At 55.0% G+C, this 25,253-nt stretch carries 21 protein-coding genes; 10 read left to right on the top strand and 11 right to left on the bottom strand.

Features of this window, described 5'->3' with window-relative positions; translation table 11 throughout:
* Positions 1 to 437: 437 nt before the first annotated feature.
* Entirely contained in the window at positions 438 to 1,673 is a 1,236-nt protein-coding gene (locus AC2FFA_RS07870; RefSeq protein ID WP_496851332.1) for a lytic murein transglycosylase, read from the bottom strand.
* Positions 1,674 to 1,860: 187 nt separating this feature from the next.
* Here AC2FFA_RS07870 and AC2FFA_RS07865 point away from each other — a divergent pair, with 187 nt between their 5' ends.
* Genes AC2FFA_RS07865 through AC2FFA_RS07840 form a run of 6 tightly spaced genes read left to right on the top strand, consistent with a single transcriptional unit; the run spans position 1,861 to position 8,393 of the window.
* Entirely contained in the window at positions 1,861 to 2,820 is a 960-nt protein-coding gene (locus tag AC2FFA_RS07865; RefSeq protein WP_496850968.1) for a cytochrome ubiquinol oxidase subunit II family protein, read from the top strand.
* Positions 2,817 to 4,907: a cbb3-type cytochrome c oxidase subunit I gene (locus AC2FFA_RS07860; RefSeq protein WP_496683792.1), complete on the top strand. Its 2,091-nt coding sequence runs from the start codon at positions 2,817 to 2,819 to the stop codon at positions 4,905 to 4,907. Before AC2FFA_RS07865 ends, AC2FFA_RS07860 begins: the two co-directional genes overlap by 4 nt.
* Complete coding sequence (locus tag AC2FFA_RS07855) at positions 4,904 to 5,536, top strand: cytochrome c oxidase subunit 3 (RefSeq protein ID WP_496850965.1); 633 nt, start codon at positions 4,904 to 4,906, stop codon at positions 5,534 to 5,536. The genes AC2FFA_RS07860 and AC2FFA_RS07855 overlap by 4 nt, the downstream gene beginning before the upstream one ends.
* The gene (locus AC2FFA_RS07850; RefSeq protein ID WP_496850963.1) at positions 5,529 to 5,855 is read left to right on the top strand and encodes a cytochrome o ubiquinol oxidase subunit IV; all 327 of its coding nucleotides are present in this window, start codon (positions 5,529 to 5,531) and stop codon (positions 5,853 to 5,855) included. The genes AC2FFA_RS07855 and AC2FFA_RS07850 overlap by 8 nt, the downstream gene beginning before the upstream one ends.
* Positions 5,856 to 5,889: 34 nt before the next feature.
* A complete protein-coding gene (locus tag AC2FFA_RS07845; protein ID WP_496850961.1) occupies positions 5,890 to 6,873 on the top strand; it encodes an HlyD family secretion protein in 984 nt (327 codons plus the stop codon).
* Positions 6,870 to 8,393: a DHA2 family efflux MFS transporter permease subunit gene (locus AC2FFA_RS07840; RefSeq protein WP_496850959.1), complete on the top strand. Its 1,524-nt coding sequence runs from the start codon at positions 6,870 to 6,872 to the stop codon at positions 8,391 to 8,393. Before AC2FFA_RS07845 ends, AC2FFA_RS07840 begins: the two co-directional genes overlap by 4 nt.
* Here the strand turns inward: AC2FFA_RS07840 and crcB are convergent.
* On the bottom strand, positions 8,390 to 8,752 hold the full coding sequence (crcB, locus tag AC2FFA_RS07835; RefSeq protein ID WP_496850957.1) for a fluoride efflux transporter CrcB: 363 nt from the start codon (positions 8,750 to 8,752) through the stop codon (positions 8,390 to 8,392). The genes AC2FFA_RS07840 and crcB overlap by 4 nt on opposite strands.
* The gene (locus AC2FFA_RS07830) at positions 8,749 to 9,117 is read right to left on the bottom strand and encodes a fluoride efflux transporter FluC (RefSeq protein ID WP_496672829.1); all 369 of its coding nucleotides are present in this window, start codon (positions 9,115 to 9,117) and stop codon (positions 8,749 to 8,751) included. The genes crcB and AC2FFA_RS07830 overlap by 4 nt, the downstream gene beginning before the upstream one ends.
* Positions 9,118 to 9,366: 249 nt before the next feature.
* On the opposite strand from AC2FFA_RS07830, the gene AC2FFA_RS07825 reads away from it, so the two are divergent.
* A complete protein-coding gene (locus tag AC2FFA_RS07825) occupies positions 9,367 to 10,947 on the top strand; it encodes an FMN-binding glutamate synthase family protein (RefSeq protein WP_496850955.1) in 1,581 nt (526 codons plus the stop codon).
* Between the two features lie 86 nt (positions 10,948 to 11,033).
* Here the strand turns inward: AC2FFA_RS07825 and AC2FFA_RS07820 are convergent, their stop codons facing one another.
* The 4 genes from AC2FFA_RS07820 to AC2FFA_RS07805 are packed head-to-tail and all read right to left on the bottom strand — an operon-like array spanning position 11,034 to position 14,950.
* On the bottom strand, positions 11,034 to 11,690 hold the full coding sequence (locus AC2FFA_RS07820) for an ABC-type transport auxiliary lipoprotein family protein (RefSeq protein WP_496850953.1): 657 nt from the start codon (positions 11,688 to 11,690) through the stop codon (positions 11,034 to 11,036).
* Positions 11,687 to 13,003, bottom strand: a complete 1,317-nt coding sequence (locus AC2FFA_RS07815; RefSeq protein ID WP_299897280.1) for an MlaD family protein — start codon at positions 13,001 to 13,003, stop codon at positions 11,687 to 11,689. Before AC2FFA_RS07815 ends, AC2FFA_RS07820 begins: the two co-directional genes overlap by 4 nt.
* A 5-nt stretch (positions 13,004 to 13,008) precedes the next feature.
* Positions 13,009 to 13,824, bottom strand: coding sequence for an ABC transporter ATP-binding protein (locus tag AC2FFA_RS07810; RefSeq protein ID WP_299897276.1), 816 nt, complete (start codon positions 13,822 to 13,824; stop codon positions 13,009 to 13,011).
* Between the two features lies 1 nt (position 13,825).
* A complete protein-coding gene (locus tag AC2FFA_RS07805) occupies positions 13,826 to 14,950 on the bottom strand; it encodes an ABC transporter permease (RefSeq protein WP_117874086.1) in 1,125 nt (374 codons plus the stop codon).
* Between the two features lie 261 nt (positions 14,951 to 15,211).
* Between AC2FFA_RS07805 and AC2FFA_RS07800 the strand changes: the two genes are divergently transcribed.
* The 3 genes from AC2FFA_RS07800 (at position 15,212) to AC2FFA_RS07790 (ending at position 19,469) form a co-directional block, all read left to right on the top strand.
* Positions 15,212 to 16,744 carry an alkaline phosphatase family protein gene (locus tag AC2FFA_RS07800; protein WP_496850950.1) on the top strand — a complete coding sequence of 511 codons (1,533 nt, stop codon included), beginning with the start codon at positions 15,212 to 15,214 and terminating at the stop codon, positions 16,742 to 16,744.
* A gap of 128 nt (positions 16,745 to 16,872) precedes the next feature.
* Positions 16,873 to 18,768 (top strand): PAS-domain containing protein, encoded by a 1,896-nt coding sequence (locus tag AC2FFA_RS07795; RefSeq protein ID WP_496850948.1) that lies wholly within the window; start codon positions 16,873 to 16,875, stop codon positions 18,766 to 18,768.
* Positions 18,768 to 19,469, top strand: coding sequence for a response regulator transcription factor (locus tag AC2FFA_RS07790; protein ID WP_117873709.1), 702 nt, complete (start codon positions 18,768 to 18,770; stop codon positions 19,467 to 19,469). The genes AC2FFA_RS07795 and AC2FFA_RS07790 overlap by 1 nt, the downstream gene beginning before the upstream one ends.
* 142 nt (positions 19,470 to 19,611) lie before the next feature.
* Here AC2FFA_RS07790 and AC2FFA_RS07785 read toward each other — a convergent pair whose 3' ends face one another.
* Genes AC2FFA_RS07785 through AC2FFA_RS07770 form a run of 4 tightly spaced genes read right to left on the bottom strand, consistent with a single transcriptional unit; the run spans position 19,612 to position 25,213 of the window.
* Positions 19,612 to 20,922 (bottom strand): HlyD family type I secretion periplasmic adaptor subunit, encoded by a 1,311-nt coding sequence (locus AC2FFA_RS07785; RefSeq protein WP_496850945.1) that lies wholly within the window; start codon positions 20,920 to 20,922, stop codon positions 19,612 to 19,614.
* Positions 20,906 to 23,053 (bottom strand): type I secretion system permease/ATPase, encoded by a 2,148-nt coding sequence (locus tag AC2FFA_RS07780; RefSeq protein ID WP_496850944.1) that lies wholly within the window; start codon positions 23,051 to 23,053, stop codon positions 20,906 to 20,908. The genes AC2FFA_RS07785 and AC2FFA_RS07780 overlap by 17 nt, the downstream gene beginning before the upstream one ends.
* A complete protein-coding gene (locus tag AC2FFA_RS07775) occupies positions 23,050 to 24,393 on the bottom strand; it encodes a TolC family protein (protein WP_496850942.1) in 1,344 nt (447 codons plus the stop codon). The genes AC2FFA_RS07780 and AC2FFA_RS07775 overlap by 4 nt, the downstream gene beginning before the upstream one ends.
* The gene (locus tag AC2FFA_RS07770) at positions 24,380 to 25,213 is read right to left on the bottom strand and encodes a SapC family protein (RefSeq protein ID WP_496850941.1); all 834 of its coding nucleotides are present in this window, start codon (positions 25,211 to 25,213) and stop codon (positions 24,380 to 24,382) included. Before AC2FFA_RS07770 ends, AC2FFA_RS07775 begins: the two co-directional genes overlap by 14 nt.
* Positions 25,214 to 25,253 lie beyond the last annotated feature (40 nt).

The following is a 25,253-nucleotide window of genomic DNA, read 5'->3' as shown; positions in this document are numbered from 1 at the left end:
GGAGGCAAATCATGGTCAGTCCATCACGAAAACTCAATTGCATTGATCTGATTGCAGTATCCTTCAGAGTATCACTTTCTTAGGAACGATCCGACTGTGTTGCGGTTCCACGTATCATGCTAATTTTTATGCGGTTTTCCCACTTGGAAGACGCAGTTCTCTTAAAGCCGCGCATACTGTCCGCATTCGGGTATCAATGGTCTGAAGGACAAACCGTGCCAATGGCTATTTACGGACCGAGGGTTTTCCTTTGCGAAAGGGCTGCTAGCTGCCCTTCGCAACTCACCTAAGTTTTTAACTTGCCCCTCACGCGCTGTTTTCGAATGGGCAACAATTGGCGCCTGGTTTCGACGATAGGTTCTGAAATCGCCTGTTCTAGGCGCAAAGGATCAATGAACGGGCAGGGTGGCAGAGTCTACTGATCACTCTGGTTTGCCTCACGGGGCCAAGCTTGTTTTCATCGGCGCGTCCGGAAAACAGGTCGGTGCGATCCCCAGATTCTCTTGCCATCGACCTATCGAACGACGTGTTTTGTAACCCGGTAGCCCATCAACCCCTCCGACATCATGCCCTTGTTTTTCCAGCGCCTCCTGCATTTTGGCGATATCGGATCTGTACAGCCCGCCGACCTTCCCCCAGGAGTCACTGAAATCGCCCATACCGTATTGAATACGGTCGCCAATATGGCCGACAAACAAGGCATACAGGTCGCTTTTGTTGTATTCCTTGAGAACGTAGAAGTTTGGCGTAACAAGAAAAGCCGGACCATGTCGTCCAGCGGGCATCATCAAATACCCGTCACCACGTAGCTCATGGGCTGGAAAGGGTTTGCCCGAGACGCGACGTATCCCCATCTCCACCCATTCCTGAATAGGTCGCCCTTGATCGGGGCCTTCTAAAGCGCATGAGACATTATTGGGCACGAAAACCTCGAATCCCCAGTCCCGTACAGAAACCCAGCCGTGTTTCATGAGGTAGTTTCCGATTGAAGCTATCGTATCTTCAGGTGACCCCCAAATATCAGCCGCACCATCACCGTTGCCGTCAGCAGCATACGACAAGTAGTTGGACGGCATGAATTGAGGCTGGCCCAAAGCGCCAGCCCAACTGCTTTTCATTTGCCGCGCGGGCTGGTGCCCTGCTTCCGCGATTTGCAGGGCAGCAACAAGCTCAGCGGTGAAATAGTCTGCACGGGTACTCATGAAAGCCTTGGTCGACAGTACCCTGAAAGCATCATGCCGGATCGGAACCTGTCCGTATCCGCTCTCTCTTCCCCAGATCGCCAGAACAATGCGGGCAGGAACGCCGGTTTCGGCTTCGACCGCCGCCAGAGTTGCGGCATGGCGCCGTGCCATTTTCCGTCCTGCCGATGTTGCGCCTTGTACCGACCCCGGATTGAAATAGCGACCGGGTGAGCCAAACTCGGCCTGATTCTGGACCTTGGGAGTTTTGCGTGCGCTTCCCGGCGGCACCAGATCCGGCAAGTTCCACTCAAGGGTCACGCCAGAGAGGGCTGCTTGCATTGTCTCGCGTGTCACACCCTTGGCCTCTGCCCGGGGCCAAATGGTTTCCAGCAACCACAACTGAAACTGGCGTTCGATCGCCGCACGATCCTGTGCCAGCGTGGGCTGACAAAGGAGGATTAATCCCAAAGAGAAAAACAGAATACGCATCATTGTTTTGTCTGTCCCGGCTGGGAATGCAAGTCAACGGGAACATACCGCGCATCCCTGGACCCGTTACACCCGAAATTGAATTGGGGACTGACCCGGACAATTTGTGGTTTGGAAAAACTCTTGAGAAAATTCACACACTTGCCGATAGTCGAATGGAAATTGTTTGAGGAAAGGGCAGTCTGTTATGGCACAAGTCAATATGCCCAACCCAATCCCTCTGCTCATGGTGGCCGTGATCCTGTTGGTGTCGATGTCGCAAACGGTGGCGGCCAGCGACAGTTTCATGGATCCGCAAGGGCCCATTGCTGCCATCCAGAAAACGCATCTGCTGCGGGCGACCGCATTGATCATGGTGGCCGTTGTCCCTGTTCTGGTATTGGTGCCGCTGATCGCACTCCGATATCGCCGGCGAAAAAACAGCAGTGCAGCTTATCGTCCGGAATGGGATTTTTCGGCAAAGTTGGAATTCCTCATGTGGGGCGTGCCTGTTTTGATTGTGGCACTGCTTTCGTTCTACCTTTGGAAGGCCACCCATCGGCTTGATCCGTACTCGACGGCTTTTGGTGAAGATCCGGCCTTGCGTGTGCAGGTTGTCGGACTGGATTGGAAGTGGCTGTTCATCTACCCCGATCTTGGCATCGCCAGTGTGGGCGAATTTGGGATTCCCACCAAACGACAGGTGGCGATCACACTGACCACCGATACCGTGATGCAGTCTTTCATGATCCCAGCACTGGCCGGCCAGATTTACGCGATGCCGGGCATGACCACCCAACTGCATCTGGTCGCAGACGCGCCCGAAGTCATGCAGGGCGAGAACACGCAGTACAACGGGCGGGGCTTTACCAAACAGAAATTTCGCACCGTAGCGATGCACAATGATGAGTTCGAAGCATGGGTCAAAAAAGTTCGTGACAATGGTATCCAACTAAACCCTGCAACTTATCAGACGCTTGCGATGCGGACAGACAGGGATGAGGTTCAAGCTGTGCTGGGCACTGCAAAGATGCCGAAGGATGCGTTGTACTTCACAATGGGAGAGGATTTGTTTCACAGCATTCTGCACCGTTATCACGGGGGCAAAGCAGTTCTGGTGGATCAACAGCCGGGAACGGCGTCATTCGGGCTGGAGGCGCAGAAATGACTTCACCGGGTACGGGGTTCTTTGGCCGCCTCAACTGGGATGCGCTTCCGGTCACAGGGTTAATCCAGAACCCGAACGCAAATGAGATCGTTGCCAACGCCGCTGCCGCAATTGTCTTGGTTGGCGTTGTCGTCGTGGTCGGCCTGCTCAGCTGGTTTCGGTTGTGGACGCCCCTTTGGCGCGATTGGCTGACCAGTGTCGATCACAAGAAGATTGGGATCATGTATGTCGTCTTCGCCATCGTGATGTTGGCGCGTGGCGTGTTGGAGGGCGTCGTCATGCGCGCGCAGCAAGCCGCCGGACCAGGCGATGGCTTCCTGGAGGCTGAACACTTCGCCGAGTTGTTCAGTACCCATGGCACGATCATGATTTTCTTTGTCGCGGTGCCCTTTGTCTTTGGCATCGCGAACTACGTAGTTCCGCTGATGATCGGCGCGAGGGACGTGGCGTTTCCTCGGTTGAACCAGATCAGCCTGGGCCTGACAGTGTCCTCTGGCATGATGCTTATGGTTTCGCTGGTGGTGGGTCGGTTCTCGACCGGTGGCTGGACGGCCTACCCGCCGTATACCGGTGCAGCCTTCAATCCGGGCGTTGGGCCGGACTACTGGATTTGGGCGATCGTTGTTTCGGGTGTTGGCACAACGCTCACCGGGATCAATTTCGCTGTTACGATCTACAAGATGCGCGCGCCGGGAATGACTTTCATGCGGCTGCCGATGTATTGCTGGACCATCATATGCAGTTCGATCCTGATCGTCTTTGCCATGCCGCCCTTGGGCGTCGCGGCGCTGTTGTTGGCCGCTGATCGCTATCTGGATTTCCATTTTTTCACCAACGACCTCGGCGGCAACATGATGAATTATGCCAATCTGTTCTGGCTGTTCGGACACCCCGAAGTCTACCTGCTGGTTCTGCCTGCTTACGGTATCTACTCCGAGGTTTTTGCGACCTTTTCGGCCAAGCGGCTCTACGGCTACAATTCGCTCGTCATCGCCACGATGTCGATAGCGGTTCTGTCGTTTACGGTCTGGCTGCACCACTTTTTCACCATGGGGCAGAGCGCCCTGATCAACGCTGTATTTGGTATCGCAACGATGCTGATCGCCATTCCGACCGGTGTAAAAGTCTATGACTGGATGGCGACTCTATGGCGGGGGCGCATCCGGTTCTCGGTGCCGATGTTGTATGGCTTGGCGTTTTTGATGTTGTTCGTGATCGGAGGCCTGAGCGGGGTGATCCTGGCTAATCCGACCGTGGATTATCAGGTGCACAATACGCTGTTTCTGGTGGCCCACTTCCACAACGTACTGTTGCCGGGGGTGCTGTTTGGTCTTTTGGCAGCCTATAACTACTGGTTCCCCAAGGCGTTTGGCTTTCGTCTAAACGAGTTCTGGGGCCGCGTCACGGTTGCCCTCTGGACCGTAGGGTTTTTGCTGACCTTCATGCCGCTCTATTTCGTCGGACTCATGGGGATGCCGCGCCGTTCTTTCAGTTACGATGACCCATCCTTCCATCCTTTCATGATAGTGGCGATCGTTGGGGCGCTGGTGATTACCTGCGCGTTGTTCTCGGTTCTGATCCAACTTTGGGTCAGCATCCGCGACCGCGAAAAGACCCGCGTTCCAGTTGGGGATCCATGGGATGGGCGCACGTTGGAATGGTCAATCCCGTCGCCGCCGCCTCCGTACAACTTTGCGATCATTCCAACCGTTACGGATCGGGATGATTTTGCGGCAGCAAAGGACAAGGGTGCAGCCTACCCAACGCCTGACGCTTATGAAGATATCGAATTGCCGCGCAATACAGGCATTGGCTTTGTCCTGTGTGTTCTGAGCGGCGTCTGGATGTTCGCGCTGGTCTGGTGGATCTGGTGGTTGGCAGCATTGATGACGGTTCTGATGATCTTGGTGGTGATCGTCTGGACGTTCGATGACAGCACCGAGCTGACCATACCAGCGGAAGAAGTGCGCAGGGATCACGAAGCCTGGCTTGCACGGGTTCACGGCGAAAAAGCGGTGGATCGCGATTTCGAGACGTCTCCGGAGAATCGCGGCCTCGCCCGCCCCGATCTGGAGGTGATCACATGAAGCGTGCGCCCACCCACAGCTACCCAGGGATCAATCTGGGGGAACGCCACGCGAGTGCTCATAAGGCGACCGAGGTTGTCACCTTCGGGTTCTGGATCTTTTTGATGAGTGACCTGATCTATTTCGGCCTGATGTTTGCGACTTACATCACGATGATCGATGCGCAGGCCGGTGGTCCCGGCCCGCACGAGCTGTTTGATCTCAAAAGCGTCTTTGCGCAGACGCTTATCCTGTTGACGAGCAGCCTGACGGTTGGCCTTGCCATGCTGGCGCTGAAATACAATCTGCCGCGCGGTCGCATTGTTTTGTGGTTTGGCGTCACGCTTTTACTGGGGATCAGTTTCCTGGTGCTTGAGGTGCGTGATTTCATGGCCATGGCGGAAAAAGGTGGGATTCCGCAGCGCAGCGGTTTCTTGTCGGCCTTCTTTGGGCTCGTTCCTCTGCATGGTGTGCACGTCGCCGCAGGATGCTTGTGGCTGATCGTTCTGGGTATCCAACTGCGCGTGAAAGGGATGACGGATGTTGTTATCTCCCGCGTGGTGCGGTTGGCACTGTTCTGGCATTTTCTCGACCTGATCTGGATCGGGATCATCACCATCGTTTATTTCGGAGGTCTGACCTATGGATAAGCGCTCTGAAATGCACCGTCGCGAGCGTCGGCGCTATGTGATCGGATACGGTGGTTCGCTTTTGCTGACGATGGCAATGTTTGGCGCAGCCTACCTGTTTGGGGTCGAAATACCCGGTGTTTACCTGACCATTGGATTGCTGGGTCTGGCCCAACTTGTTCTGCAGCTTGTTTATTTCCTGCACATCGATCGTCGGCGCAGCAGCCGGGAAGACCTGCACCTGGTCCTGTTTTCCACGATGGTTTTGTTGATCATGATCCTTGGAACGGTCTGGGTGTTGGGAAATCTGGCAGTTCGAATGCATATGCATGTGATGTAATTTTCGTGGATTGCGGACAAAAGGGGATACGAAAATGAAGCCACTCAAAATTGCAGCCGTGGCTTTGATACTTGCAGCAATTGCAGCCGGTCTTGTTCTGTTCTGGAGGCACGAAGAGCGGTACCCGTCCACTAAGGATGCATATCTGGGCGCGAACATCATCTATGTCGCTGCGCAGGTGACAGGGCAGGTGGCAGATGTACATGTGATCGAAAACCAGCCCGTGAAAAGCGGCGATCTGCTTTTCACGATCGACGACACTCAATTCAAGGCTTCGGTGGATGCAGCCAAAGCCAATCTGGATAGTGCGATACAACAGGCCAAATCCTATTCCACACAGATTGCTGCGGCTGAGGCTTCGGTGGACAGCGCCCAATCGGCCTACGATACTGCATTGAAGAGTTTTGAACGTGCGAAGGCATTGTTTGCATCAGGCGATGTCGCACAGGCATCGCTTGATCAGACGGCATCGGAATTCGCGCAAGCCTCTGCAAGGTTGACGACCAGCCAGTCCAGCCTGTTGGCACTGAAAAGCGGGTTGCAGGCGAAACAGGATGATATCCTGTCTGCGCGGGCACAGCTTGAAATAGCGGAAACTAACCTTGCCTGGACCAAGATCCATGCCGCGGCCGAGGGATGGATCGCCAATCTGACCCTTCGCCCCGGATCCTCGGTGTCCGCCAACGCTCCGCAATTCTCGATTGTCGAATCGTCCGATTGGTGGGTGGACGCGAACTTCAAAGAGACCGCATTGGCGCGCATTCGTCCGGGGCAGCCGGTCACGATACGTGCCGATATGCTCCCTGGAACGACGCTTACAGGCAAGGTGGCCTCAATCGGGCGAGGGTCCGGGGACACGTTTTCCTTGTTGCCCTCGGAAAACGCGAGTGGGAATTGGGTCAAGGTCACCCGGCGATTTCCGGTTCGGATCGAGCTTGACCCGACCGATGCGCCCTTGCGTGTCGGAGGCAGCAGCAAAGTTGTCGTAGATACAACAGGTCCGGTGGACGGCAAATGACCCCTGCGGCGTCCGGCCATGTGAACATGGTGATCGTGATCGCCGTTGTTCTCAGCGCCATTCTGGAAGTCTTGGACAGTACGATTGTCAATGTGGCGTTGCCGCATATCCAGGCCGCATTCGGGGCGACGACCGATCAGGCGACATGGATTCTGACCAGCTATATCGTTTCCGCGGTGGTCATCATGCCGTTGACAGGGTTCGTCGCCCGACGCGTGGGCCGACGACGGTTGATCCTGACGGCGGTGACTGGTTTTGCCGTCATGTCGATGATGTGCGGCATGTCCTGGAGCCTTGAGGTCATCGTTGCCTTTCGGCTGGCTCAGGGCATGTTCGGCGCTTTCCTGATCCCTTTGTCACAGTCCATTCTGTTTGATTCCTTCCCGCGGGAAAAGCGCGGACAGGCAATGGCCATCTTCGGTCTGGGCGTAGTGGTGGCGCCGGTTCTGGGGCCAACAGTTGGTGCAATCCTGACCGAATATTTTTCCTGGCGGATGGTCTTCTTCGTCAATCTTCCCGTGGCGGCCCTTGCACTGCTTCTGCTGGCCGGAGAATTGCCGGAAGACAAAACCGAGGAGGTCCAGATCGATTGGAAAGGTCTTGCTCTGCTGGCTGTTGGAATCGGGTGCCTTCAATTCGTTCTGGATCAAGGCGAGACACTGGACTGGATGTCGTCCCGCGTCATCCAAGTGGCCGTGATCGCAGCAATTCTCGGGGCGTTTGGATTCATTTTTCACGCGTTGGCCTCTCGCAATTCGGTTGTGGACCTGCGTCTGTTCGCAGATCGAAACTTTGCCTTGTGCAATCTGATCATCGCGGGTTTTGCCGTGTCTCTGTTCGGGGGCATCGCGATTTTGCCGACGCTTGTTCAAAGCCTGCTGGATTTCCCTGTCATCGCGTCGGGCCATCTGTTTATTCCGCGTGGCCTGACCGCAGGGCTGTCCATGGTTCTGACCGGCGCAGTGCTGGTAAACCGCTTTGATCCGCGCCTGCTGGCGGGCATCGGTCTGTTGCTGACGGCGGTCGGGAATTTCATGATGGGGGCCATCAACCTCAATGCCGGTTTTTGGGAGCTCGCGTGGCCGGGGGCCATCAGCGGCCTCGGTATGGGTCTTGTGTTCGTGCCCATGTCGATACTGGCTTTCGAGAGCATCAGTAAAGGCCGGCAGGACGAAGCCTCTGGTCTGTTCAACGTGACAAGGCAATTGGGATCGTCGGTTGGCATCTCGCTGGTCGGCACCTGGGTTGTACGCGGGTTGCAGACCAATACGGCGGTGCTCAGCCAGAATGTGACGCCCTACAACCCCGCGGCCCAGGCGTATCTGAGCCCGCTTGGCCTTGCGCCAGACAGCGCTGAAGGTGCTGCCATTCTGGGCCAGGAAATCATGAAGCAGGCCGAGATGATTTCCTATTTGACCGTATTCAACAATCTGGGTCTGCTTGCCTTGGCGACAATTCCATTGCTTTTCTTTTGTCGCGCTCCGAAGCTCGGGTCACATGTTGTCGCTCATGTGCATTAGTGCGTCAAGGTCAGCCCAAGCCACAGGGCGAACCAGCACAGCGCCAGGCTGATCAGGATATTGCCAGCTGCCAGAACCAGAGTGCGCTCGCGCCGAAGTTCAAGAGATTGGTAGGCAAAGCTGGAGAACGTGGTAAACCCACCGCAAAAACCAAATACCAGCCGTCTTTGGTCTTCGGGGATGTCGACAGGGCCGCCCAGATAGCCGATCCAGAGCCCAAGCAGCAGGCTGCCTACCACATTCACGATCAGCGTTGAAAAGGGCAAATCGTGCCGCACTTTCAAAGCCAGCCAATGACGTAGGACCGCCCCCAGGCCTCCTCCCAGTGCGAACATCGCATGAAGATAGAGATCATTCATGACGGTGACCTTTCGGAATGAAAATGGTTGCCCAGCTTTTCTCCGACCAGCGCAGCGCCAATGCCGAAAGCGATTTCCAACCCGACGGCAACAGGGACGGCCCACAGATCACCTTCGGCAATACGTTCCAGATCAGCTACAAAAGATGAAAAGGTGGATAACCCACCACAAAACCCGACTGCGCCCAAATGCAGCACATGAGCGTGCACCTTGTGACGTATTGAATACAGCCATCCTAAGACAAAACAGGCCGTCACGTTGATGCCGAAAGTCGACGTGAGGAAACTGAGGCCGGGGATTTCCAGTGCGAATACTTCGCGCAACAACGATCCCAGCGCCCCTCCGGCAAAGACAGCGAGAAACATAAGACTCTTTCGGTCGCGCCGGGGTTGGGAATGCGTTTTTGTCAAGTGTGTGCCTGTCGTCTTCTGGTATGCGTGGCATATCCACTGGCGACACCCTGTTCAACTGTTGAGAGGCCGTAACGCGTTTTCACGTTTTCGTCTTTGCGCGGATAAATTCTCTCAAAAGCTTGCAATTAAAAATCAATCTGTTTCACGTTGAGTGCTGTTGGAACGCGCAATGGCCGGTCGGAAACACGAGGAGACAGGAACATGATTGTACGCAGGATCTACTATTTTCTGAGCTATGTCTGCCTGCCACTTGTGTTGCTTTTGGGTTTTTTCTGGCCCCCTGCTCACTGGCTTTTGATCCTTTTGGTGCCCTACGCGGTCATTGGTCTTTATGACATTTTGACAACCAAGCACAATGTGCTGAACAATTATCCGGTTCTGGGGCATTTCCGTTATATGCTGGAATTTGTCAGTCCGGAAATTCGACAGTATTTCGTTGAAACCAATGAAAGCGGTCGACCTTACAACCGGATCGTTCGGGGGCTAGTTTATTCCCGCGCAAAGGGCCAGATGGACACGCAGGCCTTCGGGACCCAATACGACATTAACGAGGTTGGTTATCACCGCGCAAATCATTCACTTGCGCCCAAACACGTAGACGAAAGTGAACTCCGCGTGATGCTGGGGGGACCGCAATGCACACAACCTTACAGTGCCTCGCGCCTCAATGTTTCGGCCATGAGTTTCGGTGCGCTGAGCGCCAACGCCATCCGCGCGCTGAATGGCGGGGCAAAGGACGGAGGGTTCGCCCACAACACCGGTGAAGGTGGATTGTCTCCTCACCATCTGGCCGAAGGCGGCGACATCATCTGGCAGATTGGGACCGGCTATTTTGGATGCCGTACGCCTGAAGGCGGATTTGACAAGGACAAGTTCGCCGACAAGGCCACAAAGGATGTGGTCAAGGCGATTGAGATCAAATTGTCCCAAGGTGCCAAGCCAGCGCATGGTGGAGTTCTGCCGGCTGCCAAGGTCGATGCTGAGATTGCCGAAATCCGTGGGGTGCCCGAGCATCAGGATGTGATTTCCCCTCCAACACACAGTGCATTTGAAGGGCCCTCGGGGTTGATGCACTTTGTTCAACATCTGCGCGAAATGTCTGGTGGCAAACCAGTCGGCTTCAAATTGTGTATTGGCAACCCGTCCGAGTTCATGTCGATCTGCAAGGCAATGCTCGAGACAGGTATACTGCCGGACTTCATCACTATTGATGGATCAGAAGGGGGTACGGGCGCGGCCCCAGTCGAGTTCACGAACCGTCTGGGCATGCCCCTGAACGAGGCGCTGATTTTCGCAAACAATTGCCTGCGTGGCGTTGGGCTGCGTGACAAGATCCGGATCATTTGTGCGGGCAAAGTGGCGACCGGATACGACATAGTCGAGAAATTCGCGCTTGGTGCGGATATGTGCAACGCCGCGCGGGCGATGATGTTTGCGGTTGGCTGCATTCAGGCCTTGCATTGCAACACGAACCGTTGCCCGTCAGGGGTCGCCACCCAGGACACAGTTCGGGGGCGCGCGGTGAACATCCCGCAAAAGCGGCAGCGCGTTCACCGGTATCACGACGCTACACTGGAAAGCTTCCGTGAACTCTTGGGTGCGATGGGGAAGGAAAAAGTGTCCGAACTGCATCCACGCGACATTCTACGTCGTACGGCGGACGAGCAAGAGCGCACCTATGGCGAACTTTACACCTATTTGGAGGATGGTGCGTTGCTGGCGGATGTTGTTCCCGAGGAATTCGCGGCGGATTGGAAACGCGCTTCGGCATCTCTTTTCTGAGGCGGGATCCGGAACAAAAAACCGTTTACCCAGAACACGTGTGGGCGAACTGCGCCCGCGCGCACCGTTTTGACATGTGGCTTAGCTTAACTGGGGTTCGATCTGGGATTGTTGGCCACATGCGTGTTGATCCTGCGAATGCTCCATTCAACGGCATCCCGCATCGCGCGCCCCAGGGCTAAATCAAACGCCTTGATCAGATCTGATGTCTGGTCGCTTGCGGCAACGACATTTTCCTGAAACGAATTCGAAGCGATGATCTTGTCGTCGTATTCATCAATGACCTTTATGTTCATGCGTACTTCGATACGGATTTTGTCTCCGTTCTCGGGGTCCGCGACAACAATGCCCTGAAACTCGCGCAGGTCCGGTGCGATCACATAATCAGCGCGCAATCCAACCGTTGACCGGCCAACGGCAGCGACTTTGCTAGAGTTCTCAAAGCTCTCGATCAACAGCGTCTGAACGATCAGAGGTGCGCGATCCACCCAACGCGCCCGTGGCAAATACTGAACCTGAAACGGGGTGGGCTGAATGGCGATCTGATCCGTGTTCACAGCGGCGGTTGCTGTTGGTTCTTCAACAACGATCTGTTTCTGTATTCGCGGCAGCGCCGACGAAAACGTGCTTTTGGGTGTCAACAGATACAGATCGTTAGGTTTCGCGGCTTGTTTCAAAGTGCCCAATCCGGCACATCCACCGACCAATGCAAACGTCAGTATTGCAATTGCAGGCTTGATCATTGACGGAACTCCGATGCTTGGGTGCCCAGCAGAAACCGCGCAGGATCACGTTCGACCTTGTCCACCAGACGGTCGAGGCTGATCACAAGACGTTGGGATTCTTCGACGAAGCGGATAAATTGCGGCAGACCAACCCGCAGGAAATCCGAAACCTGGCGGCGGTTGGTCTGAACGATGCCGTCAATTGTTCCCAGCAGCTCTGACGCAGAATTCGAAGCGCTCAGGACATCGTCCGAAATTTGATCGATCTTATTTGTGATGTTCGAGACTGTTTCGGTTACCTGGTTGGCTGCCTTTCGGATATCTTCCGCAACGGGTGCCACATCTTCTTCCATGACGCGATTGGCTGATTCAAAGGCTGTTTCTGCCGAAGACAGCGCGCCTTTGGCTGTGTCCATTGCAGTTGTTATCGAACCAAGTGTCGTGTTGGCGTTCAACACGGTTTCATTCACGATTCCAAGTGTGACGCTGCCCTCATCCGACAAGACGGTCAACCGGTCGGCCAGTTGCGATCCGCGCTCGATGAAAGGTTGAATGTCTTGCTGCAGGATGCGGTCTGCTGTCTCGATCGTCGTTTTCGCTTCGTCCAGCGCGGTCTTGGCTGACTCGGACGCGGACTTAACTGAATTGAGCGTCTCCGTGCCGGTCTTGAGGGTCGTCTCGGCCGTTTCGATCAGAGGGTCCAGACGTTTTGAAAACTCTCCAATATCTCGGGCTGCGCTGCCTATGTCGCTGGCCACGGAGTCAAAGCTTGTCAAAGTTTTGTCCAGCCGGCTGGTTGCAGAGGCAAGGTTATCCAGAATGCCGCTCACGGCTTGCCGGTTCTTGTCGTCAACGACCTTGTTCAGGTTTTCCAGAAGTGTAACGGCCTCGTCCAGCACCTTCGGTGCGCCTTCAAACAAAGACTGGATGGTGCTGCGCTTGCTTTTGATCACGCCGTCCTGCGGCAATCTTTTGGCGGTCGGTGACCCGCCGGTAAGTTCGATGTAACCTACGCCGGTTACGCCCAACGATTGAAGCTGGGCGATCGTTTCTTCGGTGATCGGAATATCTGCATCCACTTCTATACGCACCCGAACCTTGGACGGATCGTCCTTGTCCAGGTTCAAAGAGAGCACCTGCCCAACAGGAAGGCCGTTGAAATTTACCCCACCCGCCGCCGAAAGCCCCGAGACGTTATCGAATAATACGTCGTAATAAGCGTATTGCCGGGTCACTTCGAATTTCGCCAACCACAGGAAAAAGCCGAAAACGCCCAACAGCCCCGCAAGGGTGAACGCGCCGATCAGGATGTAATTTGCTTTGGTTTCCATCGCCTTTACCTGTCCTGACCCTTCTGTTGCGCCGCGCGGGCTCGGGGGCCTGTGAAATATTCCTGCACCCAAGGATGGTCCACTTTGGTCATGTCCTCAATCGGACCTTCAACCAGCACGCGTTTTTCTGCAAGCACTGCAATGCGGTCGCAGATGGCGTAAAGGCTGTCCAGATCGTGAGTGACCATGAAAACCGTCAACCCAAGTGCCTGCTGCAATTCGCCGATCAGTTCATCATATGCAGCCGCGCCAATCGGGTCCAACCCGGCAGTCGGTTCATCCAGAAAAACGATCTCGGGATCGAGCGCCAGTGCCCGTGCCAGCGCGGCGCGCTTTCGCATTCCGCCCGACAGTTCCGATGGAAACTTGCCGCAACTCAGCTGGGGTAGACCCACGAGGCTGATCTTCAACGCGCCCAGCGATTCCATCAGCTTTTCACTAATGCCCGTGTGTTCTCGCAGTGGGGCCATCACGTTTTGCAATACGGTCAGCGATGAAAACAGCGCACCATCCTGAAAGGCTACGCCCCAGTGCCGTTCTATCCTGCGGCGATCTTCTTCGGGGCCGTTCAGGACATCGACGCCCAGCACTTCTATACTGCCCGCCGCAGGTTTGTTCAGACCCACAATTGTACGAAGTAAAACGGATTTTCCGGTTCCGGACCCGCCAACAATACCAAGAACCTCGCCACGCCAGACATCAAGGTTCAGGTCGTCATGAACCACCTGTGTTCCGAATTGGTTCCTGAGACCGCGAACACGGATCACGGCGTCACGCTGCGCTGTGGTGTGTGCGGCCTTGTGTTGGATGCCATCTTTCATGTCAGATTCCGATTTCTGAAAAGAAAATCGAAAACAATGCGTCGATTGCAATCACCATGAAAATGGATTGCACGACCGAAGCTGTCGTACGCTGCCCGACACTCTGGGCAGACCCTTTTACCTGCATGGCCTGCCAGCAGGCTATAACCCCGATGACCAATGCAAAGAACGGTGCCTTGATTAAACCAACTGCAAGTTGCCAGACATCGGTGTTTTCTTTCAAACGAGTGACAAACATGCCCGGGCTTACGCCCAGATCGATCCAGCTCATAAGGGCCCCGCCGAACAGGCCGGCAACATCTGCGACAAAGCCAAGAATGGGCAGCATTATCAACAACGCCAAAACGCGTGGAACGACCAGAACCTCGATCGGGTCAAGACCCAGCGTCCGCATGGCGTCAATCTCTTCCTGTACTTTCATCGAACCAATCGAGGCCGTAAATGCGGAACCCGAGCGGCCGGCAACGATAATGGCGGTCAGCAAAATTCCCAGCTCTCGCAGAATAGAGATCGAAATCAATTCGACCACAAAGATTTCTGCCCCGAACTGTTTCAGCTGTGTCGCACCCTGAAAGGCCAGCACGACACCGATCAGAAAACCCATCAGGGCCACGATGGGAAGGGCTTTGACCCCAGTTTCCTGCATATGCGTCACCAATGCCGCTTTTCGCAGGCGCCACGGCATGACCAGGGACCGAAACAAGCGGTGCAAGGTAAGGCCCAGAAATTCGAGGATCGATAGAGTATCCTTCCAGGCTCCGAATGTGCCCTGACCCACATGAGCGACCCAGTCCAGAAATCCACGAGGTTCCTCGAGCTTTCCGGGTTTGTCCGGGATACTGCGGGTTACAGTGTCTATCAGCGCCGCATGTGCGGGTTTCACACCGTGAAACTCCAGTGTGGCACCGTTTGACGTGAACCTCCGGCCAAGGTCTGCAACCAGCCAGGCTCCGCCCGTATCCAGTGCTTCGACGCCGGACAGATCAAAAACGACCTTGCCCCCGAAAGGTTGGACTGCAGCAAAATCACGCTCCACAGTTTGCAGGGATTGGGTGACCAACTCACCAGAAATGCGCACTTGATTGCCGCTGGCGTCGCGCTCTGATGTTATTGTTGGCTGCGTCATGGTGCCATGTGAAGTAAAACACTCAATGCCCGCAATGACTTTGTGCCATTTGGTCTGGTTTTTGCCGCGAAGGATGGCCTTGGCGTCACGCCGGGTCGTGAGTAGGAACACTCGAAACTTGAAATGGGAGCGTTGTTTTTCTCGGGTCAAATCAGACTGGAAGAGAAAACGCAGGACTGTTCGACTAATCGGTTGCGCGAAGATCGGAAGCGGGACACATTCCGCAGCGGAACCCAGGGTGCGAATTTCGGAGAAGTCGGTATGCATCACGCCAAGAACGTTCTGTTCATCATCATCGACCAATTGAGGGCAGATTGCCTGAGCGGCGCTCTGGCGGATAACGTAAAACTACCGAACCTGCGGGCCTTCATGGATGAGGCTGTGACCTTTACGCGCCATTTCTCTGTCACCAATCCCTGTGGACCATCCCGAGCATCGATTTTGACCGGCCAATACGCGATGAACCATCGTTCCGTGCGAAATGGTACGCCGCTGCGTCATGACACTCCGAACATTGCTACGGAAATGCGAAAGGCGGGTTACATGCCGATGCTGTTCGGGTACACAGATACGTCTGCCGACCCCCGAGTCCATGATCCCAACGATCCCGTGCTCAAATCTTATGAGCAATCGATGAACGGGTTCCTTGAAGTTGTCGAAATGCGCCTGGAAGAGTCATATCCCTGGCAATCATATTTGATGAAAAATGGCTACACGTTCGAGACATATTGGGATGTCTACAAGCCTGTCTCTCCGGATGGTCAGGTTCCCAAGTTGAACGACCCGGCCATGTATCGGGCAGATCACAGCGACACGGCCTTCCTGACCGATGCGTTTCTGGACGGGATTGCACCTTATCGTGGCCAGGGGTGGTTTGCTCATCTGACTTACATCCGTCCGCATCCACCTTTGGTCGCACCTGCTCCGTATAACGACATGTACGATCCGGCGGATATCCCGCTGCCGCAGCGCTTGCCGAGTGAAACCGCTGAAAAGGCGCTTCATCCTTTTTTCGGGCCAAAGCTGGATTCTTATACCGCAAATAAGTTTGTTCATGGCTTCGATGATGTTGAGCCAACGGATGAAAACGTTCGCACTTTGCGAGCTGTTTATCTGGGATTGGCGACCGAGGTCGATCACCATATCGGGCGCGTTGTTCAGTATCTCAAGGACAGTGGGCAATACGACGATACCATGTTGGTCATAACGGCTGATCATGGCGAAATGCTGGGCGATAGGTACAGCTGGGGCAAAATGACTGTGTACGATGCGGCCTATCACACTCCGCTTATGATCCGCGTGCCGGGGAACGAGGCAAGGGCCGGCGCAAAAGTCACCGTGCCTACCGAATCCGTTGACGTGACACCGACAATCCTTGATTGGATTGGGCAGACTGCCCCAAACGCCATGGATGGCCGCTCTTTGCTGCCCTTGTTGCATGGCGACGTCCCCGATGACTGGCGCAGCTATTCCTTCAGCGAGCTGGATTTCTCCGAACCCGAAGAACCGACCGTCTGGCAACAGCGGTTGGGAACGGGAAACAGCGATTCATGTCTGGGAATATTGCGGGACGAACGATTCACGTTGATCGAATTTGCAGCTGACCTCCCGCCGATCCTGTTTGATCATCAGGGCCGGGGAGAATTCGAAAATCTTGCGGAAAACCCCGAGTTTTCGGCTGATCTTGCCCGATTGGGCAGACAGATGCTGCGCCACCGGATGCGAAACATGGATCATACCTTGTCGTTGCACTCCATCACCTCCGAAGGCGCGAAGTCCCGTTCCAGGTATTAGGATCACTGCACGCTTTCGTCCTCTTTTCTGTTGGATAAGGCAAATTGCTTTGGACATTTTGTCGTTCATCAATTCCACTACCGGCGCATGAATTCTGATGGTACCCATGGGTTGTGGAGAGGACCAACTTGGACATCACCGAACAGCGCATAAAGGCGATGACGACTGCCGGGCTGAACCTCATCGGTCAGGCGCTTTCGATCTATGACAGTAAGCTGAAACTGGTGCTAAGCAATCGTCGGTTCAAGGAAATGTTCGACCTGCCGGATGAACTGGTCGAACGCGGAGCCTTGTTTCGGGATACCATCCATTTTCTCGCCAGCCGTGGGGAATACGGTGACGAAGAAAGCGTGGAGGAAATGGTCAACCTACGTGTAGAGCAGGCTTTGGCGTTTGAGCCTCATTATATGGAACGAGTACGACCCAACGGGCAAGTTATCTCGATTGAAGGCGCGCCACTGCCGCAGGGCGGATGGGTTGCGGTCTACACCGACATAACCGGCACCCGGCGTGCAGAAAACCTGCTGCGGGCGCGATCGGAAGAATTGTCGGAACAATTGCTCGGCCACGCCGAAGAACTGTCTGCAACCAACCGAATGCTTGCGGCCACGATCACGGCATTGGAAGAGGCCAAACGCGAGCTGACCGAGATCGAAGCCCGCACACGCATGATGACTGAAATGATGCCGGCTCATATCGCGCATTTGGATAGCACTGGTCGATATGATTACTCCAACCGCCGTTTGAGCGCTGTCTTGCCCGGACGTCCGTCCGAAATTTTGGGGCTTCACATATCTGAAGCGCTTGGTGCCGCCGCGTTTCAGAGGGTCGAAACGCATCTGGCAAAAGCATATGACGGAGAAACCTCCGTATTCGAGTTCAACGAGGATCAGGATTCCCGCCGCATCCGGGTTTCATTCACTCCGGATGACGCCGGAGGCGTGTATGTGATGTCGGTTGACATCACCGAAGAAACGCAGGCGCGCGTTGTCTTGCAGCAAACACGCCGACGGGCGATGGCCGCCCAAATGACCAGTGGGTTGGCACACGACTTCTCCAATTTGCTGACGATCATCCTTGGGATGCAGTCCAAACTGAACAAAATGGACCTGTCGGATGAGGCGCACGAGCTTGTTGCCGCGACTCAGCAAACCGCGCGTCGGGGTGGGCAATTGCTGAACCGGATCGCGGACATGACCGGGAACCGTACGCCACAGCCTCAGGCCACGGATATGAGGGCACTGTTGGAAGACCTGAGAATTTTGGCCTCGCCTTCTTTACCGCGCGGCGTCGGTTTGTCAGTGGTCAACACTTTACCGGACCGGGCTTTGATGCTGGACCCGGGAATGGTACAGGATGCATTGCTGAATCTGGTGCTGAATGCGCGGGACGCCTGCGGCAGTTCGGGCCAGATTACAATCAGCGCGCATACTATCGGAGAAATTTGGATTGAAGTCACCGTATCAGACACTGGCCCGGGCTTTACACCAGAGGCGCTGGAAAAGGCGTTGAATCCATTCTTTACCACCAAGGGAAGCGACGGGTCGGGGCTGGGTCTCCCCATGGTGTATGACACTGTGAAGCTCGCCGGTGGCGATTTGCATCTCAAAAACACGCCATCAGGCGCGTCCGTTGTTTTGCGGCTTCCATTTCGACCTGCTCCGCCCGTGCAGAACGGTTTGGTACTTCTGGTTGAAGACAGTGAAGATCTGCGGGGTCAGTTTCGGGATATGCTGGTAGAGCTGGGCTTCGCCGTCATCGAGGCCAATTCGGTAGATGAGGCGCTGGCGCTGATAAACAGCGTTGAAGACATTTCTCTTGTTCTATCTGACATACGTCTGGAAGGAAGTGGTACCGGTCTGGACATATTGCGACAGGTGAAGCCGGGATTGCCATGTATCCTTATGACATCGCTGCCCAGTTCGGACCCGTTGTACCGGCGCGGCCTTGCGTTGGGCCCGGTGTTGCGTAAACCGTTTTCGCAGGCTCAATTGTCGGCCCTGATCCAAACCGAGGCCGCCTGATGACGCAACCGCTGGTTACCATCCTCGACGACGAACCCGAAATCCGACGCATCCTGACGGACGCTCTGGAGGATGCCGGTTTCCGAACGCAGAGTTTTTCCCGCGCGCGAGAGTTCGAGGCTGCGCTCAATCGTGTGACGCCTGATGTCTGTCTGGTCGACCTGTCCTTGCCAGACACGGATGGGCTGGCGTTGGTTCATCGTCTGGCGCTGGAACAAGGTGCGGCCGTGATCATTATTTCGGGGCGTGCGCAGGTGCAGGATCGTGTTACAGGATTGGAGCTTGGTGCAGACGACTATATTACAAAACCGTTTGACCCTGCGGAAGTCGTGGCGCGGATCAGGGCAAGATTAAGAACACCCCGCACTCAGACCTCACATTCGGATACGGCAGAATTCAACGGCTGGACCGCACATTTTGACCGATACGTTCTTGAAAATGAATCAGGTGACGAAACACCGTTCAGCCATGCTGAGGGGGAAGTCCTGCGTCTGTTTCTGGAAAGCCCCAAGCGGCTGATCAGCAGGGGGCAAATGCAAGAGTCCCTGGGCGGTGCAGCCGGAGACAGTTTTGACAGGGCGATGGATGTTCGGATTTCCAGGTTGCGTACCAAGCTGGGAGAGGATCCCAAGAACCCGCGGTTGATCAAGACGATCTATGGAGCAGGGTATATATTCTTGGGTGACGTTGGTTGGAAGTAGGCGCTGATCCAATCGGCCGAAACTTGGTCAGATGAGTTGTTTTCCATATCTGTTTGGTCTCTTCGAGCACTCAATGCTGAAGCTGCTGACAACTTGATACCCGTGTTGGAACTGACTCGTCGAACATAAATCGTCCCTTCGCTTATTCGCGCAACGCCTGATCTTTTATCTTCACAACCGGTTGCAGAATGTAATCCAGCACTGATTTGCGGCCAGACAGGATGTCCACTTCAGCGATCATGCCTGGTATGATTTCGACTGCTATGCCATTGCCATCAAGCATGGTGTTATTGGTTCGGATTTCCACAACAAAGACCTCTTCATCATTACGCTCTGATCGTGTGATCGTGTCTGCGCCGATGCGAATGATTTCACCATCCAGTGCCCCGTATCGTGCAAAATCATAAGCCGTGATTTTGACTTTCACAGGCTGACCCGCGTGCAAAAACGCGATGTCCTCAGGCTTTACATAAGCTTCGACAAGCAATGTGTCGTCCAGCGGTACGATTTCAACAAGGTCCTCTCCGCTACGGGCAAGGCCGCCGATAGTTGAGCGATGAATTCGGTTTACAATGCCGCGTACCGGAGACCGAACCTGCGCTCTTGAGGCCCGGTCGCGCAAAGCGGGCAAGGCGGGTTGCAAAGCAGCCAGCTCGGCAGTGGCAAGCGCCAGATCCGTCAGCGCTGCGCTGCGAAACCGGCTTCGCACCGCCTGAATCCGATCGTCGATTTCGTCCAAGCCCGTTTGCAACCTGTTGGTTACAGCTTCTGCCCGAACCTTGCGACCACGCCATTCGGCTTCACTCCGCCGCAACGCAAGCAATGTTGTTGCAAGCTCCATTTGACGCTCGACCAGCGGAGCCATGATCGCCCTCTCTTCGGCCAGGACCAGTAGGGTTTCGTCTGCCGTCACTTGATCGACCAGGCCTTCCTCAAATTCTCTTTGCTTTTGTTGACGCTGACGCTCCAGGATGGCGATTTCTGCCTCCAATTCAGCCCGTCGCCCTTGGTACAGTGCAGTTTCAGATTGTACGAGGGTCAGCGCGCCATTGATCAGTTGGACATCGAACTCCAGTTGTGTCCCATCTATTTCGGACCGAAGACGTTGGACCCGGACCATAAGTCCGAATGCGCGTTGTTGTTCCTGACTGAGCTGACTGTCAATCTGGGTCGTGTCGAGTTCCATCAGCAATGCACCTTTGTCGACCAATTGACCTTCGCGAATATGCAACGACTGCAATACGCCTGGCTCGGTGGCTTCGATCAACTGAATGTCCCCAGAAGGCACGATTCGGCCGTCCACACGCGTGACATCGTCCAGTTCAGTCAGATACGCCCACAATCCGGCGGCGATCAGGCAGAACAGGATCACCAGCAGCAGCAACGAACTCCGGACAGGAGAGCGCCCCTGCATCTCTCTAGCCAGTGCGGCCAGGTCAGGATGCTGCGACATTCAGGTGCCTCCCTGTCGGACGAACATGTTGTGTCAGCAGGCTCTTGGGACCATCTGCTGCGATTTTCCCGTTTTCAAGGATTATGACTCTGTCAACAAGCTCCAACAGGCTGGTTCTGTGCGTTATGACAACCATGGATGAGTCCGCAGAGCTTTTTTTCAGACGCTGGATAACCTGGGCTTCGGTTTTGACATCCATCGCGCTTGTTGGTTCATCAAGCAGGAGAACCGGCGGACGGCCGATGAGTGCTCTTGCCAGGGCAATAGCCTGCCGTTGTCCGCCAGAGAGTCCTTCGCCACGTTCCGCGAGTTGAAGATCGTAACCGCCTGGATGGGTGGCCACGAAATCTTCAACCCCGGCGGTGCGGCCTGCTTCGATCAGTTTCTGATCTTTTGGCCGGATCGCGCCACTTGCGATATTGTCCCGGACGGACCCGGAAAAGAGCCATATGTCCTGTAGGACAGATCCGATGTTGCGGCGCAGATCGCCAGGATCGATCTGGCGGATATCAAGGCCGTCGAACGTAACAGATCCAACACGCGGCGCGTACAATCCCAGCATCAGGCGTGCGATGGTGCTTTTCCCACAGCCAATCTGACCCAGGATCGCCACTTTTTCACCCGGTTTGATCGTGAATGAAACGCCTTGCAGGGTATCTTCCCCTCGGTCAGGGTAGGAAAAATACACGTTGTTGAAGGCGATCTCTCCTTTGAAATCGGGCCGGTTGACCCATGTTCGGCCTTGTGGGCGTTCGCTTTCCGCCATCATCAGAGTGTTGAGGTTTCGGTATGCACTTCGGGCTTGGTTAAGCCTTGTCAACGTCTGAGCCAGCTGCCCCAAAGGTGCCAGTGCCCGCACTGTCAGCATCACCGAGGCAACCAATGCACCCATGCTGGTCTGACCGTCTGTGATCAGAAAAACACCATAAAAAACGATCAGCACCTGAGCGGATTGTTGTGTAAAACCGGTCAGGTTGAGAGCAAATTGTGTAACGGCCCGGCTCTGAGCGCCATGCGAGGATTGCCGTTCTATCGCCTGCTCCCACCGAGAACGCATTTGTCGACCGGCAGCGGTCGTCTTTATCGTTTCGAGACCCAAGACAGCTTCCACGAGTACTGATTGTTTAGATTGCCCGTCAGACAGGCTTTTTTCCGCCATGCGAGACAGGATCGGCTGCACCGCCAAACCCGTCAGCAGAACCACAGGCACTGCCAGAACCGGGACCAATGCCAGTTGCCCGCCGACCAGATAAATCACAAATATGAACAACACGATGAACGGCAGATCAACGACAGCAACAAGCGTTGCGGACGTGAAGAACTCGCGCAGGGTCTCGAACTCACGAATGGTACTGGTCATAGCGCCAGTAGAACCCGAGCGCGACTTCATCTGGATATTCAGAACTTGGTCGAAAATTCGCCGACCCATGAGCAAGTCGGCTTTTTGCCCGGCCTTGTCGATAAACGCTGCCCGCAGCAATTTTAGCGCGAAGTCAAATAGAAGCGCCAGAGCCACGCCTGCCGTCAAGGCAATGAGCGATTCGGTTGCCTCATTGGGCAACACACGGTCATAGACGACCATAATGAAAATTGACGTCGATAAGCCGAGAAGGTTTGCCAGCGCCGCAGCGAGCGCGACCTGAATGTAAGTCCATCGATTGGCGGATAGTGCCGCGCAAAACCAATGACCGCGGTAAGGCGCGTTACCAGCGTCCAATTCATCTGTATGATTTCGGCGGAACAAGACTGCGTAACCGGTGTAGGTTTCAGTCAACTGTTCTTCCGAGACTTCACCGATTCCTTCACCAAGATCCGGGTCAAAGATCAGCAAGGCCCCGTTTTTTGCCCGGCCATGATACACAACAGCCTTGTTTTCGACCATCAGCAACAAGGCTGGAGCCAACGTCTCGTCAAATTTCGTAATGTGCCGCTCGCCATATCCCGCCTGTAAACCAGTGTTTTGCGCTACGGCGACGATGTCACGAATTGTCAGATCCCCGTCTGCGCCTGTCTGTGCCGCCTGTATTGTTGCGAGGGTCAGGGGGCGTTCAAGTGTAGCGGCAATATTCAGAAGGCAGGCTTCGAAGCTTGTCAAACGAGGGCGGTCTTGCATTGATTTCAACGTGCTCATTTCTCCGCGCTCCAATTGCCGGGCGATATGCCGAGCAGATCCAAAATGTCTCCGGTGAGGCTCAGAGCTGCGTAGTTGGTCAGAAAAAAGCTCTGCTCGGCCAGGATCAGGCGTTCTTGCGCATTTACGTAATCGCGCTGAGCGTCCAGGATTTCTATCAGGCTGCGTCGCCCAATTGAGAACTGCGCGCGGGATGCTGTAACACTGTCGGCATTGGCGGTCGCCGCAGTACGGGCCGCACGCAGTCTTTCCGCTCCTGCTTTTTGATCGGATCGAATAAAGCCCAGTTCCCGCATGATTTCGCGAACCAATTGCTCTCGTGCAAATTCCGCTTCTTTCACTTCCGCTTCAGCTGCTGCGATGGCGGCACGGCGTTGACCAGTACTATCCAACTCGTAGTTGAATGAGAGATCCACGCCAAAATTTGCATCCCGAGTGTCATCCTGGTTGGCAAATGCTGCGACCCGAACGTTCGGTTTACGCCGGGCCTGAGCTGCTGACCACTCGGCTTTGGCCGCCAGCAAGCCAGCGTCAGCCCTGCGTATCTGAGGGCTGTTCATCACAATCTGGGCGTCACTTCTATTCAGCGGAGGAGCGGGCACGGGTGGGGGTAATAAGCCGGGAAAAGTCCCGAACACTTCGCGGAATCGCGCTTCGGCACGATCAGTTCGTGCTCGTGCATCCGCCAGTCTTGTGCGCGCATCTGCCATTCTGGACTGAGCGGTCAGAACATCTGCATTTGAACCCGCGCCACCCGCTGTACGGTCTGAAATTTGACGTACCAGTTCTTCATGGACCGAGACATTGTCGGCTGCGATACGGAGTATCTTCCTTTGATCAAGGACAAGTACATAGGTCTCAACGGCCGCCAGCGCCGTGGCCGATGCCGTTTGAATCTGATCACCCCGGCTTTCCATAACGCGTGCTCGCGCTGCCGTCAGATCCCCTGATGCGGCCCCACCGTCATAAACCAATTGCGAGATTCTCAGATAAGGTGAAACATCTGCAATATCCGATTCAACCCGTTCAGACCGCGCATTTATCCCCAACGATATCTGCGGAAGAAATACGCCTTCAGCTGCATCTCGATTGGCTGATGCGACATCCATTCTGGTATCGCTTTGTGCCAGTGTCGGGCTTGTCTCTACCGCCTGGCGTACGCGTTGCCCGAACGCGCTTTGACTAAGTTCTGCCGATGGCTTTGTTGCACCGGCACCGGTGGTCCCGGGTGCAAAGGATACTGCCACAGAAGACAAATCAGGAGGGGGTGTGCAGGCGGACAGCAGTATCGCAAACACAGCGAACGCAACCCAAGATAGCTTTGCCTTACAGGAACGCATGGAGACCCTCCTGCCTGCAACGGTCCATGGCTTCTTCTTTCTGTTGCGCCGCAACCAACGCGTCCAAAAACCCTGAAACACCGGTGGTCTTTTGTGTCAGAGAACCATCAGTTACTCGATGCGCGCGGGTATGTGCATGTGCCAGCCAAATACAATGGGTCAGCGAAATCTGATGAGCGTGAATCAGTCGCAAGCCCCCATTCGACGTAAGCAGTGACAAGTGCGCCCGGGGAATTTTCTCCAGAGTGTTCTGCTTGACGCCATAATGCCCGCATGGGACCTCAACCCCCTGGAAGGAGGTAAGCGGACTAAACAATCCCATGTCAGCAAGAACACGACAAAGATGAGTTGTGTATCTCATCGACTCTTTCAGAGCGCGAAAGAAAGCTGCGACTTTTTTCAGTTCCGGCGAAAGTTGCCCTGATTTGTCGAAGAATACTTCGTCATCCGGATTGTCAGTGATGAGCCCGGACGTTTCGTCGACAAGCAACTCGTCGCTGCCGTCGCCGTCCGGTTTAATCAGTTGGGGCCGGAACGGAGCGCAGCGCAAAGCGGATGGGACGTAAGTCGCCAGCCAATTGCCCTGCGCCGATACAAATGGTGTAGGCGGGTCTGGTTGCATGGACAAAACAGCCATTGGGTAATACCCGTATTCAGATTTCCGAAAAATGATTGGAAAAGTGGCTGCGGCCTGAAGAATTTCGGCTTCAACAACGGGGCAATCTGCCATATTTCGCGCGAAATCGAATGAGGTAAACCTCTTCCAGAACCGATGACCATGTCGTCGAATACTGACTGGAGTTAAGCCATTCTGTGCCATAACCACCTCTTGATGTTGAATTCCGTCCGTTCGTACGCCG

Source organism: Ruegeria sp. YTSB088 (assembly GCF_059609825.1).
Note: the sequence above shows the minus strand (reverse complement) of the source record. Positions and strands in the feature narration are given on the sequence as shown.

What these genes read in the sequence shown, in the direction of transcription:
- AC2FFA_RS07800 (WP_496850950.1), top strand. Translation starts at nt 15,212, where the DNA reads ATGCATCACGCCAAGAACGTTCTGTTCATCATCATCGACCAATTGAGG.
- AC2FFA_RS07815 (WP_299897280.1), bottom strand. Translation starts at nt 13,003, where the DNA reads ATGGAAACCAAAGCAAATTACATCCTGATCGGCGCGTTCACCCTTGCG.
- AC2FFA_RS07845 (WP_496850961.1), top strand. Translation starts at nt 5,890, where the DNA reads ATGAAGCCACTCAAAATTGCAGCCGTGGCTTTGATACTTGCAGCAATT.
- AC2FFA_RS07865 (WP_496850968.1), top strand. Translation starts at nt 1,861, where the DNA reads ATGGCACAAGTCAATATGCCCAACCCAATCCCTCTGCTCATGGTGGCC.
- AC2FFA_RS07870 (WP_496851332.1), bottom strand. Translation starts at nt 1,673, where the DNA reads ATGCGTATTCTGTTTTTCTCTTTGGGATTAATCCTCCTTTGTCAGCCC.
- crcB (WP_496850957.1), bottom strand. Translation starts at nt 8,752, where the DNA reads ATGAATGATCTCTATCTTCATGCGATGTTCGCACTGGGAGGAGGCCTG.
- AC2FFA_RS07790 (WP_117873709.1), top strand. Translation starts at nt 18,768, where the DNA reads ATGACGCAACCGCTGGTTACCATCCTCGACGACGAACCCGAAATCCGA.
- AC2FFA_RS07855 (WP_496850965.1), top strand. Translation starts at nt 4,904, where the DNA reads ATGAAGCGTGCGCCCACCCACAGCTACCCAGGGATCAATCTGGGGGAA.
- AC2FFA_RS07860 (WP_496683792.1), top strand. Translation starts at nt 2,817, where the DNA reads ATGACTTCACCGGGTACGGGGTTCTTTGGCCGCCTCAACTGGGATGCG.
- AC2FFA_RS07770 (WP_496850941.1), bottom strand. Translation starts at nt 25,213, where the DNA reads ATGGCACAGAATGGCTTAACTCCAGTCAGTATTCGACGACATGGTCAT.
- AC2FFA_RS07775 (WP_496850942.1), bottom strand. Translation starts at nt 24,393, where the DNA reads ATGCGTTCCTGTAAGGCAAAGCTATCTTGGGTTGCGTTCGCTGTGTTT.
- AC2FFA_RS07805 (WP_117874086.1), bottom strand. Translation starts at nt 14,950, where the DNA reads ATGACGCAGCCAACAATAACATCAGAGCGCGACGCCAGCGGCAATCAA.
- AC2FFA_RS07830 (WP_496672829.1), bottom strand. Translation starts at nt 9,117, where the DNA reads ATGTTTCTCGCTGTCTTTGCCGGAGGGGCGCTGGGATCGTTGTTGCGC.
- AC2FFA_RS07840 (WP_496850959.1), top strand. Translation starts at nt 6,870, where the DNA reads ATGACCCCTGCGGCGTCCGGCCATGTGAACATGGTGATCGTGATCGCC.
- AC2FFA_RS07810 (WP_299897276.1), bottom strand. Translation starts at nt 13,824, where the DNA reads ATGAAAGATGGCATCCAACACAAGGCCGCACACACCACAGCGCAGCGT.
- AC2FFA_RS07820 (WP_496850953.1), bottom strand. Translation starts at nt 11,690, where the DNA reads ATGATCAAGCCTGCAATTGCAATACTGACGTTTGCATTGGTCGGTGGA.
- AC2FFA_RS07780 (WP_496850944.1), bottom strand. Translation starts at nt 23,053, where the DNA reads ATGAGCACGTTGAAATCAATGCAAGACCGCCCTCGTTTGACAAGCTTC.
- AC2FFA_RS07850 (WP_496850963.1), top strand. Translation starts at nt 5,529, where the DNA reads ATGGATAAGCGCTCTGAAATGCACCGTCGCGAGCGTCGGCGCTATGTG.
- AC2FFA_RS07825 (WP_496850955.1), top strand. Translation starts at nt 9,367, where the DNA reads ATGATTGTACGCAGGATCTACTATTTTCTGAGCTATGTCTGCCTGCCA.
- AC2FFA_RS07785 (WP_496850945.1), bottom strand. Translation starts at nt 20,922, where the DNA reads ATGTCGCAGCATCCTGACCTGGCCGCACTGGCTAGAGAGATGCAGGGG.